Annotated in this window: 15 protein-coding genes; 6 read left to right on the top strand and 9 right to left on the bottom strand. The window is 45.1% G+C overall.

The window, feature by feature from the left end; all coding sequences use genetic code 11:
• Positions 1–24 precede the first annotated feature (24 nt).
• A complete protein-coding gene (locus WC222_04470) occupies positions 25–432 on the bottom strand; it encodes a histone (protein MFA6915629.1) in 408 nt (135 codons plus the stop codon).
• A gap of 114 nt (positions 433–546) precedes the next feature.
• On the opposite strand from WC222_04470, the gene WC222_04465 reads away from it, so the two are divergent.
• The 5 genes from WC222_04465 to WC222_04445 are packed head-to-tail and all read left to right on the top strand — an operon-like array spanning position 547 to position 3,270.
• On the top strand, positions 547–1,665 hold the full coding sequence (locus WC222_04465; GenBank protein MFA6915628.1) for a hypothetical protein: 1,119 nt from the start codon (positions 547–549) through the stop codon (positions 1,663–1,665).
• A gap of 4 nt (positions 1,666–1,669) precedes the next feature.
• Positions 1,670–2,299: a MotA/TolQ/ExbB proton channel family protein gene (locus tag WC222_04460; GenBank protein MFA6915627.1), complete on the top strand. Its 630-nt coding sequence runs from the start codon at positions 1,670–1,672 to the stop codon at positions 2,297–2,299.
• Between the two features lies 1 nt (position 2,300).
• Positions 2,301–2,729: a biopolymer transporter ExbD gene (locus WC222_04455; GenBank protein MFA6915626.1), complete on the top strand. Its 429-nt coding sequence runs from the start codon at positions 2,301–2,303 to the stop codon at positions 2,727–2,729.
• A 2-nt stretch (positions 2,730–2,731) separates the two neighbouring features.
• The gene (locus tag WC222_04450) at positions 2,732–2,989 is read left to right on the top strand and encodes a hypothetical protein (GenBank protein ID MFA6915625.1); all 258 of its coding nucleotides are present in this window, start codon (positions 2,732–2,734) and stop codon (positions 2,987–2,989) included.
• Positions 2,950–3,270, top strand: coding sequence for a hypothetical protein (locus WC222_04445; protein MFA6915624.1), 321 nt, complete (start codon positions 2,950–2,952; stop codon positions 3,268–3,270). The genes WC222_04450 and WC222_04445 overlap by 40 nt, the downstream gene beginning before the upstream one ends.
• A 227-nt stretch (positions 3,271–3,497) precedes the next feature.
• Here the strand turns inward: WC222_04445 and WC222_04440 are convergent, their stop codons facing one another.
• From WC222_04440 to WC222_04405, 8 genes are all read right to left on the bottom strand, one after another.
• Positions 3,498–4,679: a glycosyltransferase gene (locus WC222_04440; GenBank protein ID MFA6915623.1), complete on the bottom strand. Its 1,182-nt coding sequence runs from the start codon at positions 4,677–4,679 to the stop codon at positions 3,498–3,500.
• On the bottom strand, positions 4,676–5,623 hold the full coding sequence (locus tag WC222_04435; GenBank protein MFA6915622.1) for a hypothetical protein: 948 nt from the start codon (positions 5,621–5,623) through the stop codon (positions 4,676–4,678). The genes WC222_04440 and WC222_04435 overlap by 4 nt, the downstream gene beginning before the upstream one ends.
• A gap of 39 nt (positions 5,624–5,662) precedes the next feature.
• Positions 5,663–6,472: a tetratricopeptide repeat protein gene (locus tag WC222_04430; GenBank protein ID MFA6915621.1), complete on the bottom strand. Its 810-nt coding sequence runs from the start codon at positions 6,470–6,472 to the stop codon at positions 5,663–5,665.
• 7 nt (positions 6,473–6,479) lie between these two features.
• Positions 6,480–8,201, bottom strand: coding sequence for a BatD family protein (locus WC222_04425; protein ID MFA6915620.1), 1,722 nt, complete (start codon positions 8,199–8,201; stop codon positions 6,480–6,482).
• Positions 8,195–9,931 (bottom strand): tetratricopeptide repeat protein, encoded by a 1,737-nt coding sequence (locus WC222_04420; GenBank protein ID MFA6915619.1) that lies wholly within the window; start codon positions 9,929–9,931, stop codon positions 8,195–8,197. Before WC222_04420 ends, WC222_04425 begins: the two co-directional genes overlap by 7 nt.
• Positions 9,928–10,956, bottom strand: a complete 1,029-nt coding sequence (locus WC222_04415) for a VWA domain-containing protein (GenBank protein ID MFA6915618.1) — start codon at positions 10,954–10,956, stop codon at positions 9,928–9,930. Before WC222_04415 ends, WC222_04420 begins: the two co-directional genes overlap by 4 nt.
• Complete coding sequence (locus WC222_04410) at positions 10,956–12,092, bottom strand: VWA domain-containing protein (GenBank protein MFA6915617.1); 1,137 nt, start codon at positions 12,090–12,092, stop codon at positions 10,956–10,958. Before WC222_04410 ends, WC222_04415 begins: the two co-directional genes overlap by 1 nt.
• A gap of 112 nt (positions 12,093–12,204) precedes the next feature.
• Positions 12,205–13,014 (bottom strand): ParB/RepB/Spo0J family partition protein, encoded by an 810-nt coding sequence (locus WC222_04405; GenBank protein MFA6915616.1) that lies wholly within the window; start codon positions 13,012–13,014, stop codon positions 12,205–12,207.
• A 71-nt stretch (positions 13,015–13,085) separates the two neighbouring features.
• Between WC222_04405 and WC222_04400 the strand changes: the two genes are divergently transcribed.
• Positions 13,086–13,754: a hypothetical protein gene (locus WC222_04400; GenBank protein ID MFA6915615.1), complete on the top strand. Its 669-nt coding sequence runs from the start codon at positions 13,086–13,088 to the stop codon at positions 13,752–13,754.
• Positions 13,755–13,876 lie beyond the last annotated feature (122 nt).

Below are 13,876 nucleotides of genomic sequence, written 5' to 3'. Positions count from 1 at the left end.
AATTCTGAATCTTAAGCGTTAAGATTAACGGAAAGACAATGAGCGTGATGGCAGCTTAGCTGTTGGACGCTTTACAGAAAGTGCGCGTGGACGTGCTTTAGCAATAGCAGCTTTTGGCTTCGCTTTTACTTTTGCAGAAGAAGCTGAAGATTTGGCGTGGCTTGGGCTATGTCCATGAGACTTAGCTTTTGCAGCTGGCTTATGTGCTGGTTTTTTAGTTCCATGAGAAGAGGTCGACTTTTTTGAAGAACGTGGCTGCTTCTCGCTGTGAATAGATTCTTTACGGTATTGTTTTGCAATCTTTTCAAGTTTAACTGTACCAGTGCGCACGCGCTGTGATGCAGCTTTGTTTCCACCTTCGGCTTTTTCAATGTCCGTAGTGATGTGGTTTAACAATTCTTTTAAATGCTTGGTTGTATCTTTCAAGGCCATGTCATTTCTCCTTTTTCTTGTTTGGATTTGACAATAATTTCTCTATATTAACTTTGGTACTGTTGCGCAACATAATTCGATAGTCACTAGCCATTAAAACCAGGGTCAGATCTAATGTTCCTTTTCGAACCAAACCTTAAAAACCCTCAGCTATTCCCCAATAGCACCTGCGAACACCGTATGTTACATCATCATACTCACAACTGCACCATTTCATATTTTATATTTTTTTCCAAACAAGAAATGTGTTGGAAAGCAATTTTACGCCAATTTTTTTTCTGGATGGTCATTTTTCAGTCATTTTTCCAAGGGCTGGCTGCCTTTTCGATCGATTCCGAACCTAAAAAAAATCCGGAAGAATTCTTCAAAAAATACGCTTTTGACTCAAAAAACATACAAATAAAAAATTTAATCGCCTTTCCAAAACATTTTCCTGATCATCCGCTTCAAATCTATGTTTATTATTACATGGGCTGCAACGAAATGATGCAAAGCAGCTCGGACAAAAATTCCGAAAAATATTTGTTAAATGCCCTAAAAGCATTTGACAATGTGGAAATAGCATGGATACGACTAAACTCTAAAAACGATATCCCGATGGAACACTCCCAAGAATATGCTGAAGTCAAAGACGCTGCCCTCATCCAATCTGCAAACATCTACCTCACACTAGCAAAACAATCCCATGGCATAAAAAAAGACACTCTCCTCCTCAAAGCCAGATCCTATCTTGAAAAACACCAAAATAAAAATTTCTTTCCTAAATCCCAATTCATCCATGTAGCCATCCTGCTCGAAGAAAATAAATCAAACGACGCCCTCGCCACCCTCAACCTCATGGAAAAGGAACTCCAACCCTCCAACCACTATCTAAATAAAGCCCGCCTCATCGCCGCACACCACCTCTCCTCACTATATCAACCTCAGCAAGCCCTACTCTTTCTTAACGCTATCCCCGAAAACTCCCTCTCCCCCACGGAAGCGCTTGACCTTTGGATACTACAAAGCCTATGCTTGCGAGACCAACAAAATTACCACGCTGCCCACCTTGCCCTCTCCAAGGCAATAAACAGCTCCGTAGCATCTTCACAACGCCTACGCGCCATGTGCCTCCGCGCCGCTTTATACGAAATCGAAGGCCGCGATGACCTCGCAATAAAACAATGGGATGCAGTAAAAAATAAAAGCGGAAAATGGGGACAGCTCGCTAAACTGAAGCTAAAAAGGCCATAACATTATGCTCGATATCTTAACTCAGCTCAATAGCAATGCCCTCATCCTATGGATTCTTATCCTCTGCTCCCTCATCGCTATGGCCGTTTTCATCGAAAGGCTATGGATCCTCCGACAGTCTGAAATCAATACCGACCAATTCATCATACAACTAAGACAATCCATTCAAGACGGCAACATCGTCGAAGCTATCCAACAATGTGATGATGCCGGCGGCTCCCTCGCCTCCATCATCAAAGCAGGCCTCCTCCGACACAACAGCACCACCGAACGCATCGAACGCAGCATGGAAGCCGCCGGCAGGCTCGAAATATCTCAACTCGAACGCAACGCCCGCGTACTATCTATCATCAGCTACGTCGCACCCCTCATCGGACTCCTCGGCACCGTCCTAGGTTTTATGCAAGCCTTCAGCGAAATGCGGCTCAGCGGCATGGTCGACATCACTGCCTCACGCATCGGCTCCGCCCTAGAATACGCCCTGCTCACCACCGCCGTCGGTCTCATCGTCGCCATTCCCGCCATGATAGCCTACAACTACCTCGTCAGTAAAATCGAAGCCTTCGTTCTAGAAATCGAAACCACCTCCTCCGAAATCGTCGATATCCTCCTCGCTCGACAGGAAGATTACTAAAATGAAATTCCAAACCCGACTCAAACACACCGGATCCCTCATCGACATGACACCCCTCGTCGACGTGATATTCCTCCTGCTCGTCTTCTTCATCATCACCTCCGATACTCTCCCCCTCAAATCCATCCACCTTGATAAACCCAACATCTCCCTCAACGATACCCCCCTAACAACTCAACTCGTCCTCGTCATCGACAACGAAGAAGTCATCTACCTCGGTTCATCTAAAGATATTGTCGACTTGGAAAGCCTCCAAAATAAACTGCATGACGAAATCGAACTCTACAAAAAAAGCCACTCTAACATAACTCCCACCATCACCCTCAATATCGACAAATCCATCCCCTATGACACTTTTCTCCAAGTCCTAAACAAAGTATACTCCACCGGCGCCACTATCCGACTCGCCTACAACGACGAAACACCCTAACCATGCTACACCTCACCCAACACAAATCCTCTATCCTCATCGAACCCCGCCCACAAAAAAACCGCATCTCTAAAATTTTCTTCCTCGCACTCCTCATCACCGCCTCACTACACTGCATCCCCCTCATCCTCTTCACCGTCGAATCCCAAACCCCTCCACCCACCTCCAACATAAACCTCCTCCACCTCGCCGAAATATCCTCCTCCACCCCAATGAAAATTTGGAACGAACCCCTACCTTACCCCTCTTTCCTACAATGATCCCTATATCACTACCTACCCTCCTACTCCTCTACCTCACCCTCACTACCCTGTCCATCCTCATATGGTGGGCCTACGACCAACGCCTAAAAAAATCCCCCCCTCCTCCAGAACACAAACTCACCACCTGCGAATTCTGCTCCTTCCAATACCTCGCTCCACACAACAAACCCATCTCCAAATGCCCCCAATGCTCCTCCCTAACCAGGGGACTCCGTCCCCTGGACCCCTGCCAAAGGGCAAAGCCCTTTGGAAACCGCTTTCCTCCCTCCGGGCAGTAATACTCTTCTCACCCCCGTAAGCTATTCCACCCACTTGAAAAGCTATTTTCTAAAAAGATGTGAGATGAATTTTTACTATTTTTTTGAAAAAGCGCATGAGTCTTTATAAAAAATATTATTGATGAACTGTAGATTTTATTTTCTAGCTCAAAAGTTTGGCTATCTCTCTTACAAGTTAAATTTAAATTTTTAGCTCGTTAAAATGACTTACAAGGATGAGAAGAGTATTACTGCCCGGAGGGAGGAAAGCGGTTTCCAAAGGGCTTTGCCCTTTGGCAGGGGTCCAGGGGACAGAGTCCCCTGGCGCGGGATATCCAGGTGTGATGGGAGATGACTTTTTGGCGGCCGTTGGAGATGAGTGTTTGGAGTTGTTGGGGGTTGGAGAGGAGGTTTTGGATGAGTTCGTTGAGGTGGGAGTAGGAGTTGGGGGTGTATATTAGGATATCGTTGAGGTGTGAGAACTGTTCATGCGTCCATATGGAGTCTGAGGTTAGCGGGAGGGCGCCGGCTTCTAGGGAGGTTAGGATGCGTTCGTGGGAGCCATTTTTGAAGAAGGGCATACTATTGAGGCATATTTTAGCTTGGCGTTGAATTTTTAGGGCGTCGGAGAAATTGAGAGCTGGGTGAAGGGTGATGTTAGGGAGGTTGCCGAGATAGTAGTCCCAGCTTTTCTTAGCGGAGGGGTGGTCTTGTCCTAGTTCGCCGAAGATGTGGACTTTGCAGTCTTTGAGGGATTTGACAAGGTTGATCCTATCTAGGCCACGGGTGTAGTAGTCGATGAGGTAGAAAAGTTGTTTGAAGTCGATCTCTTGCTGGGGGAGGTTGGCGAGGTGCCAGGTGGAGTGGATGGCTTGAGCTATGGAGATGCAGTTGGGGCCTAGGACGAGTTCTGTTGCAGCGTCTAGGATAGGTAGGAGTTGGGGGGGAGCGCTTTCCTTTAGGCTTTCGTAGTCATAGCATGATCCTGTCAGAACAACATCGTAGATGCGTTCTTCATAAGTTAGAGGTTTTGTGGAGGTAGCGTGGGGCCAGAAAAAAACATTAGTGTAGCCATTATCTGCAAGCATTTGGGCATCATTACGGTCGACGCATGAAAGGTATAGGTAGGGGCTGGGAGGAATGTTAGCGTAGTAGATGACGGGGTCGACGATCACGAAAAGGGTAGGAATTTTAAGAATATCCCAGATGTATTCGCCATTGGAGAGAGGTTGGAAGGAGTTGAAGGAGAGGAGAAGGTCCGGTTTGAAATCTTGGATTTGCTTAAAAAAAGTAGATTTTGATTTAGCCCAATCGAGGATGAGGGTAGCGATTCCGCATTCATCGAGAGCTTTTGCCAGCTCTGCGGTGAAGACGCGCTTGGACTCATATTGGTTGTAGTTCGTGATCAGACAAATCCGTTTTGGGTTCATTTAAAATTTAGTTTTTGTGGTTTTAAAATAAAGCCGTTTAAATTTCTGAAAGGGGAGCCTTTTTCAGATGTACCGGTGCGATGGGGCGAGCTTACATCGAAGCCGAAGCTTTGGGCGAAGATGGTGACGCCGGCAACACATATATCTGTCAGTTTATTGAAAAGGGGGGCAACAGGAGCTAGGATAGAGTTTCCTATCGATATGGATTTTGCGCAGGGTCCGATCCAGCTATAGTAGGTATCAAGATCGATAGGAGCATGGCTGGATGAGAATAACTTCTCCATCATAGGGCGGTTTTTCTTAAGCATTTCCACTGTTCCCTCTGTATCATTAATCAGCCGTTTTTTTGCTTCGGCCAAGTTGATCAGGATGCGGGATGCATTGCGTGAAGTGGATTCCGGGGTCCACATGAAAGTGGAAAGAAAATCTCCGATGAATGCGGCAAGACAGATCATCTCATTGATCACTGTCACAGTGCGGTACATTTGGTTTCGCATAAAGTTATAAATACGGCTGCTGTGGCTATAAATTGAAGCTTTAGTTGAATGAGGGATCCAAGTGAAATTTTTAGTACAAAGCTTAGTTCTTTCTTTACAGAGAGAATTATATCCTGTTGCAGAGCGATAAAGCTCTTCAAGAGCGTTAGGAACACGGACACTTTGTTCTAAACAACGTGAACTATCGGCAATGAGGGCTACAAACCATACACTTGCGTTGGAGATAGCGGATTTATTTTCGTAATCCCAAATTATCCATTCTCCAGCAAATTTATAGAAAATATTTTCCGGGTTGCGATGGAAGATGTAAGCGTCGGAAACATAGTGAAGATATTTATTTGCAACAGCTGCGTATACACAGGCGCCAATGCAGAGTCCTACAAAAGTACGTTTACTAAATAAATCATTATTAATAGGAGAGACGACGATGGAAGCTGCTGCGAACACTAGGGAACCTAAGAATTGTTACTAATGATTTTATTATTACTAAATGATGCCAATGCGGTCAATAGGGACAAATCCCTGCACCCCCTCAGGAGTACGCACTTTAGCCCAGCGGCCTTCATCCGTAAGTTCAATGATTTGCAGCTTTACACCTTCGGGTAAAGGATTACTTTGGACTTTAGCGTATTGTTTGCCGGCGTCTCTATACACATCGGAGGGTCGTAGTACAATAGCTTCTGCAGGCTCAGAGAAGTGAGTAAGGACGAGGCTTACCAAGACGGCAAAAGCAAGGGAACTTGCAATCCATGCGTAGGATTTAAACTTCTCTATTTCCTTCCATATATAAAAAGCAGCGAAGAGTATTGCTGCTAGAGCTAGAGCAAAGAACATCTGTAATCTTTGTGTTTCAGGAATTCCCAGAGAGGGGCTGAAAATAGATTGCCACCAGGGACGTGCGTCGGCATTGGAGATTTGCAGTTTTTTCAAGGCTACCTGTAGATTGGCCCAAGCCTGATCATTCCATGGATCCAACTTGAGAGCTTTCTGGTAATAGAGGACGGCGGAGGGATATTGCCCTAATTGGAAGTAAGTATTGGCGATATTGTACTGCAGTTTGCCGTTGCCGTGCGAAGTTTGGTAGTCGTCTTCTAGGTGTTTATAGAGCATAAGGGACTTATTAAAATGTTCTTCCCTTTCTGCAGAAACTTGTGAGCGTTCTGCTTTCTGGTAACTTCTATAGGCTTCAATGTGCCGTCCCTCGCCTTGTCCGGACAGAAGAGAGGCAATGATTACAAAACCCAGGGCTAACACAAGACACCAAAGGACCAATGCCTGCACATTTCGTGGACTCATGTACACCTCAAGACGTTATGTGTAATTTTATGTCATCATATAGCTTAGTTGTTTCGGTTAAAATCTCTTTGGATGAAAGAGACTTATGCCCTGTAAAACGTTTTTCTTCGATACTGTTTAAAAAGGCTTGTACGTCCCCGCTCACTCCTTCGCGAGGTAAATCGTGTGGAGTGATGTTCTCATTAGGTATTATACCTTTCTCTTTTAATATGCCAATGAGTGCTCTTTCGATAGAATGGTATAGTTTGGAGGGGTCCTCTTGGTTTTTGTAAGCCAATTCCAACCAATCCTGGCTAGAGTTTTCAGTTTTTGCTTGTTGTATTTCCTTGTCCATCTTTTTCAGATGGTTGAGCATCCACAGGAAGAATGCACCTATGGGAATGATAAAGAGTACCCACCAGGATCCGAAAGCGCGGTCGCTTAGGTCAGAATGATAGAGGGCAGAGTTGCCGGAGATTTCAATACCGGAGGCTGGGGTGGAGCTAGAGTTTGCTGCGGGAGCCGTATCGGCCGGGGTAGGGCTGAGAGAGTCTGCTTCTGCATCTTGAAGGGCTTGGTTGAAAGGAGAGTCTGCAGGATGGACGGTGATGGGAATAGGAATGCTGCGCAGAGTGCTGTATTTCTGAGTATCGGGATTATAGAAGCTGAATTCCACGGGAGGGATTTCAGTTATCTTATCACTCAATGGGCGGAGATCAACGACGAATGCTTTACTGCTACCTTTGACAATACCTACAGGAGGGATATCGCTTTGTTGGAATTTCCCGCTGAATCCCGGCTGGCAGCAGACTTCCGGCATAGGTACATCATCCAGGTTACCTTTTCCGGTTATTTCTAGAGATAGAGTCACCTTATCCCCTACAGAAAGTTCCGGAAGATTGAGAAGTCTGACTGCAAAGGTATAGTTGCCTATGGCGCCATTAAAAGAAGTGGGGGGATTTCCGGGAAAAGCGAGGACTTTGATAATCATAGGCGGGGCAGTAGCAAGGATTTTCTCTTGTGGTAGAGGATTACCTGCAGCATCAAACTGGTAGATAAAACCGGAAACAGAAGATTCTGCAAATTGGTAGTCGCCTGGAGAGATAGCTTCAATTTCCTGAAAGATCTGTCGGACGGCATATTTCTTTTCTTTATAGTCTTTGATGATAGGATCGCCCACTTTTTTAAAGCCCTCGGCTTCAAGAAGAGGGAGAACTTCCTCACTCAATTGGATGTTACCATTAAAGATGTAGCGATAACCTATGACAGTGCGCTGGCCTGGAAAGAGGGTGGATTTTCCATCGATGAAAGTCTCTAACTTCAGCCAAACAGAATCCGCTGCGGCTTTTCCATAGGTAGTGGTTGCGGTGGCAGGCGCTGAATTGCCATTCACCAAATAGCTTTGTGAAACAGTTTCGTAGGCTATACCGCCCACGGGAATAGAGATAGAAGGAAGAAGTTGAAGGCCGTGTTCTTTGGCGGGAAGGTTAAAAATATATCGAGTTGTCTGTATCCCCCCATTTGTTTCTTCGGAGACTTGGGTAACTTTTAGAGGGGTATCGCCAATTTTAATAGCAGAGGAATTTATTTTTTCGGAGGGTTGATGTTGAATATTCAGTGTGCCCTGGATTTCTTGTCCTGCTTTAAGTGTATTCTTATCAAGCTCAACTTTGACCAAGACAGCCTGCAGTCCTGCAGGCAAGAGAGATAGGATGGCTACGAGTAATACTCTTAGAAATAACCTCACCATGGCTTTTCACCAATTTTCATGACACTTTGGGGTTTCTCTATTTTATCGTCTTGTTCCATCATCTGGATTTGCCTCATTACATTCTCAATAGGTTCAGGCGAGCTCTTTTCCGGTGCGCTGGGTGAGGGTTCCGGCTTCTTGCTTGGTGGTCTTTTCGTATAACACGAATCATTCCCCTCTGCAATAGGTTCCAATAATATTCTTAATGCCTCACTTAAATTAGCCAGGTTCCGCTCTTGGTGTTGTAAAATCCTAATATAGTTTTTTCCTTGGGCTTTGTCTGCGGCAGCCCAGGCAGAATAGAATAATGGCATGACGCGATCCCACGGTTTATGTTGGCAACGGCCGGGAATTTCTTTGGTTCCTTTAAAACCTGAGCGTTGTTCCTTTAATGCATATGCGGGAAATTGCGCCATCAATCCAATGACCTCTTGCTGTGCAGGTTCTATGACGTCTACGAGAACAGATTTCTCTTCAGACAGATCCCGCTGGGCAGCGGCTAACATTCGTGTTAGTTTGGTCGTATTCCGTTCCAACGCCATGGCCAAGATGAGGATATCGCTAGCTTTTCGGAGAGGTGTTTCAGATTTAAGGATGGATCCTGAAGTGAGGATATATGCGGCTTCCAGAAAAATGCGGGCAGCTGCGGGTTTTCCTTCTTGCATTGCTTGTAATGCCATCTCTGAATACTTTTGGGCTGACTGAGCTTTGGGATCGCCTTTAATTTTTCCGCTTTCAAAAACTTTAAGGATACTTTTGACAATATTTTCAGGAATAATTTTACCCCTTAATGCCATCTCATAAAACGCCATTAGCTGTAAAAGCGCTCCGATATCGGCTTTGTCAGGAAATACAGCCTCCATCCATTTTTCCATTGTCTGGTCGCTGTTTACCAAGGCATTTTCAGCTGCTGACAGGGAATTGGAAGCGATGCTTGCCTGAAATTGGCGGATATTTTCTCTAAAGAAATCATAAGAAGGACGCATTTTTTGCGGGACATGGATAGAAGCGTTTTCCAACAAGCTATAAAAAAGGCTGACGTTTTCCGAGAATTTCTGTTCGTATTTTTTAAGCAAACCCGTATTGCTTTGCAGGTCTTTTAATAGCTTAAGGTCTTCGTTGAAAGATGTCAGGGCTAATTGCGATTGCCAAAGAGCTTCCAGCAGGGATGCTGGATGGAGGATGGACTCCTGCCTTAAGACAGAAACCTCTGCTTCCACACTATTTAGCCATTTTAATAGAGGCGTCTCATAGCTATTCAATGGACAGACAGTGCCTCCTTGGCTTTTCCATAGCAGACAGTTAGTTTCTCCTGCTTCGTCGTAAATTCTGCGCGCCTCAGCCAATAGATCCAAGGCATAGGCAAGGAGGGCAGGATCTTTGCTGCTAGAGATAGCTTGGTGGATGAGAACCTCGGAGAGGGCAATCTGAATATCCCTCTTGAGCGCAGGTTGTAGGCCGCTGAGAGCTAGGGCTAATCGGAATTCCGACGACGCATCCCCCCACTGTTTTTTTGTGGCGTACGATAGGCCTAGCCCATAACGGGCAATCGCTTGATCTGATGGAGCTGGAGAAGTGGTTAAAAGCTGTGTATAGGCATTTTCAGAAGCATCGTAATCCTCCGCTTCATAGTAGATGCGCGCCTCCTCAAAAGTAGAGGGTGCAGCCTTACAGGAGAAATTCCATGCTATAGAAGGGAGAAGGAGCAGCCCAATCAAATAAGCCTTCATTGTTCTTCCTTCCGTACATCCACATCAGGTAGGACAAAATAAAACAATAGGGCAAATAGGGCAGCAGTTAAAGGCCATTGAAAATAACGGTCATAAATATATTGCTGTGGCTTGCTGTCAATTTCTTGTTGACCGGTACGCTTATTAGAACTAAGGATCTGACCGCCTATGACTTTGGAAAGATTTAAAGCATTCATCCTATTTGCTGAGTAGTATTGCCCCCTTTCGGCAGCAATTTTCTTAAGCCACTCTTCCTCCAATTTCGAGTTCACCGGCTGACCTTTATATGTCACATTGGGGACGGTATCCCCTTTTAAGGAGCCGACGCCGACAAAAAATATCTCCCAGTCCATTTTACGTAATTTCATTAGTTCTTCGCTGATTTTCTGTAGGTTAGAAGAGTTATCTCCCCCATCGGTAAGGATCACTAACGAGTGTTTTTTATCTTTTGAATCCTCCTTATATTCATTGGACAGCGCTGTCAAAGCAGCGGACAGTTGTGTGCCGGAAGAATCCCCTTCATTAATTTTAAGCGCTCTCAATGTAAGAATAGTGAACAGATAATCCGGTGTAGCAGGGGCTAAGGGTGTCAATTCAGAAGTAAAGGCATACAACGCCACATTCTGCCCCTGTAATTGTTCAATGATCAACTCCGTTAATCCCTTCGCTTCGTCCAAACGGGTATTTTTCCCTCTTCCATCATGCGTAGCCATCGAGGCAGAGGCGTCGATAAGGAAAACCACGTCCTGAGGAGTTTGGCGCAATCCTTTTACAGGTTCGTCCCTACTTTCATCGATAGCGCGCGGATTACCCATAGGGCCCATCAAAGCAACGGTCAAGCCAAGCCATACGATAGATAGAAGAACTGTTTTTAAAAGGTATATGACCGGAGAGCGGGGCCTGACGGTGATCGGCAGATGCTCTAAAACTTGAGACCGATATGTAGATAGCCGCCAGCGCATAGTCCAGATGAGCGGGAGCAGGAGCAGCAGCACAGCCCAATAGGCATTTTCCCAATAAATCATTAAGGGACCCTCCTGAACACCAAAGTTTCGACGGCCAGGGCAGAAAGAAATAGGAGTGCAGCAACAGCCATCAGCCACGGTGCAAAATATGCAGCTTGCAAACGTTTTTGAACCTTTTCCACTGGACTATCTTGTAGGTAGCTAAGCTGAGAAGATGGCAGAGCGCTTTTTTCCAATTCTTCAATTTCCTTATAGATTTCTCCTAAAGTGCGGGAATCGCCCGCTAGGAAAAACTGCCCGCCTGTCAAAGCTGTATCCTGCTCGAGGTGTTTACGTAAAAGAGCATATTTAGGCGATGCAAATTCAGGTTCCACATTGATGATATATAAGCGTATTTTGTTGTCCGCCGCATATTTAGCAGCTTCTTCAATCGGTATGTTGCGCCATTTTTTCCCTTTATCCAAAGGGTTATTCTCTTGCACCCCATCAGTCACAAGAATGATTGCATAGCTTTGGATAGTATACGCAGGTTTGCCTTCCGCAATCAGCTCTTCCGCAAAATGCCGGGTAGCAAGTATGAGGTTGGCAGTCTTATAAATGGCATACCCTATCGAAGTGCCGTCTTGGTCATTCGCGCGCATAATATCGAATTTTTTCAGCCTTTTGACCAATTCTTTATGGTCTAATGTCAAAGGGGAAATTACCTGCGCACCTCTAGAAAAACCCACGATACCCATGAGATCATTTGGCCTTCCCTGCATGTTCAAAGCGTCATCTCCCAAGATGAACTTTTCGGTAATCCCTTTAAGCAACTTCAGCTTGGTCGTTTGATAGCGTTTGCCATTATCGCCTTTGTTTAACACTTCTCCTTCCATCGATCCGGACTGGTCCAAAACCAAGTAAATGGCTATGCCTTCTACAGGAGGGGGCTTTCCCTGTTCCTGCAAGGGGGATGCTTTGTTAAAGCTAACTTCTTTGCTGTAGTAAGGATCTGCCAAGGCCACGAGCATGCATAAGAAAGCCCCCCCGAACAAGAAGGGAGTTAAATAGAATTTATAGTTTAAGTCGGATTGTGTAATAGGTGTAGATAGCGCCACTGTAGGCTTCGTTTGATTTCTGAACCAAAGCCCAGAGAGAACGGCCAACCCCGCTATGAATAGCGAAGCAATGCATCCAAGAAGATCAACGCCCATCATCACCTAATAACTAGATAAACAATCTGTTATTAAACATTTTTTTCAAACGGGAAGCAATCCTAAACGGATAAGATAGATAAAGTTATTTCTTTATTACTAATAAATCGGAGGGCTATTCATTCATTCCCAATAACGCGAGCAATCTGTCGATATCATCTAGTGAATAATAGTCGATGGTGATCTTGCCTTTCTTGCCGGCTCCTTGCACTATGACTTTAGTTCCCAATTTTTCTTCGAGCTGGCGCGCCAAATGTTCTAAATAGAAATCGCGCGGCCGGAAAACCAACTGCTTCTTTTTATCTTTTTCGGCCAAGCGTTGAGCTGCCTGCTCCGCTTGTCTCACGGAAAGTCCGTCACGCAGAATTATCTCGAGCAGCAGCTGCTGCTGTTCTTCTATTTCCAAAGCTAAAATAGCCTTTGCATGTCCCATTGTGATGCTTCCGGATGATGTAGCCTGCTGAATATTGCGTGGAAGGCCCAAAAGGCGCAAATAGTTAGCAACTGTGGACCTCTTTTTGCCTAAAATCTGTGCCAGCTCGTCTTGGCTATGCCCATGCAATTCCATCAGCTCTTTGATAGCTTTAGCTACTTCCATGGGATTCAAGTCGACTCTTTGGATATTCTCTATCAGTGCTGCCTGGGCAGAATAAACGGCATCTCCGGTATGCACTACGACAGGAATCATATCCAGCCCTGCCAGTTCTGAAGCGCGCACCCTTCTTTCGCCTGCTATCAGGATATACCCATCCCCTTCCATATCTTTTTGCACGGCAGGGGGATGAATAATGCCTACTTGCTTTATGGAGGCAGCTAAATCTTTGAGCTCCTCCGCGCAGAACTGTTTGCGAGGCTGGTGGGGATTGGCTTTGATATCAGCCAGCCTAACCATACGGATAGATGTACAAATGTCTTTTTCAATCAAAATAAACTCATGGTCTTTACAACAAAGGAAACAAATGGTAACAATCATCCCAGCAAAATGCAAGGGAAGCTATGAAACAACATCACGATGATTTTTATTTAGGCGAATGGCTCGCCGAGTACAAAAAGTATCTCATTGGAGGCGGCATAGCCTTCGCTCTACTTTTACTCTTGCTGTGGTCACAGCTGGGAAGCGGCGCCACACAAAATGATTATATCATAGCTTCTAACCAATATACGGTGTTTAAAAAAGCCATTTCCAGCCCTAATACCGCGAACGAAGCTCTGTCAGAGTTAAGCAAGCTCAGCGCCCTAATGGATAAATATCCTGTACTCCATCAAAAATATGATGGCGACATTGCTCAGCTGCTCTTGGCCGCCGGACAAAAAGAACAAGCCCTTCCTTTCGCGAATAATTTTTTGAAGTTGGACTTTGATCCCTCCGTTAACCTTTACAAAGAATTTGCTGAACAAACCATCGCCCTTTCTGAAGGTAATACACAAAAAGCAATCGAAAAAGGCAATGCCATCACTCAGGCCTCTTCTCCTACCAGCGGATTGTATGCTTTCAGTTCTTTTCAGACTGCACTTCTAGAGAAATCCCTAGGGGATGTAGAAATTGCCCGTCAAGCATGGTCGCGTCTTAAAAATTCTTTGCATGAACCTGCTTTTCAAGCTATATCTCCTTTATTTACAATGGGAAATGTAACTTTAATGCAATTCATTAGTTCACAAAACTAAATTTGATATTAACTACTTCCCATTAGTTACTATCTCCTCTATGCGTCCTGTGTCTCCATTTTCTCAAGAAATAGAGACACAGGATAATATTCTTTTTCTTTGCATTTCTATCTTTATCCTTC

Source organism: Parachlamydiales bacterium (genome assembly GCA_041671045.1).
In the GTDB taxonomy this organism is placed as follows: domain Bacteria; phylum Chlamydiota; class Chlamydiia; order Chlamydiales; family JABDDJ01; genus JABDDJ01.
This window is presented reverse-complemented; position numbering and strand designations above follow the sequence as displayed.

Coding starts and splice junctions, on each gene's coding strand:
- WC222_04470 (MFA6915629.1), bottom strand. CDS start 432: ATGGCCTTGAAAGATACAACCAAGCATTTAAAAGAATTGTTAAACCAC.
- WC222_04465 (MFA6915628.1), top strand. CDS start 547: ATGTTCCTTTTCGAACCAAACCTTAAAAACCCTCAGCTATTCCCCAAT.
- WC222_04460 (MFA6915627.1), top strand. CDS start 1,670: ATGCTCGATATCTTAACTCAGCTCAATAGCAATGCCCTCATCCTATGG.
- WC222_04455 (MFA6915626.1), top strand. CDS start 2,301: ATGAAATTCCAAACCCGACTCAAACACACCGGATCCCTCATCGACATG.
- WC222_04450 (MFA6915625.1), top strand. CDS start 2,732: ATGCTACACCTCACCCAACACAAATCCTCTATCCTCATCGAACCCCGC.
- WC222_04440 (MFA6915623.1), bottom strand. CDS start 4,679: ATGAACCCAAAACGGATTTGTCTGATCACGAACTACAACCAATATGAG.
- WC222_04430 (MFA6915621.1), bottom strand. CDS start 6,472: ATGAGTCCACGAAATGTGCAGGCATTGGTCCTTTGGTGTCTTGTGTTA.
- WC222_04425 (MFA6915620.1), bottom strand. CDS start 8,201: ATGGTGAGGTTATTTCTAAGAGTATTACTCGTAGCCATCCTATCTCTC.
- WC222_04420 (MFA6915619.1), bottom strand. CDS start 9,931: ATGAAGGCTTATTTGATTGGGCTGCTCCTTCTCCCTTCTATAGCATGG.
- WC222_04415 (MFA6915618.1), bottom strand. CDS start 10,956: ATGATTTATTGGGAAAATGCCTATTGGGCTGTGCTGCTGCTCCTGCTC.
- WC222_04410 (MFA6915617.1), bottom strand. CDS start 12,092: ATGATGGGCGTTGATCTTCTTGGATGCATTGCTTCGCTATTCATAGCG.
- WC222_04400 (MFA6915615.1), top strand. CDS start 13,086: ATGAAACAACATCACGATGATTTTTATTTAGGCGAATGGCTCGCCGAG.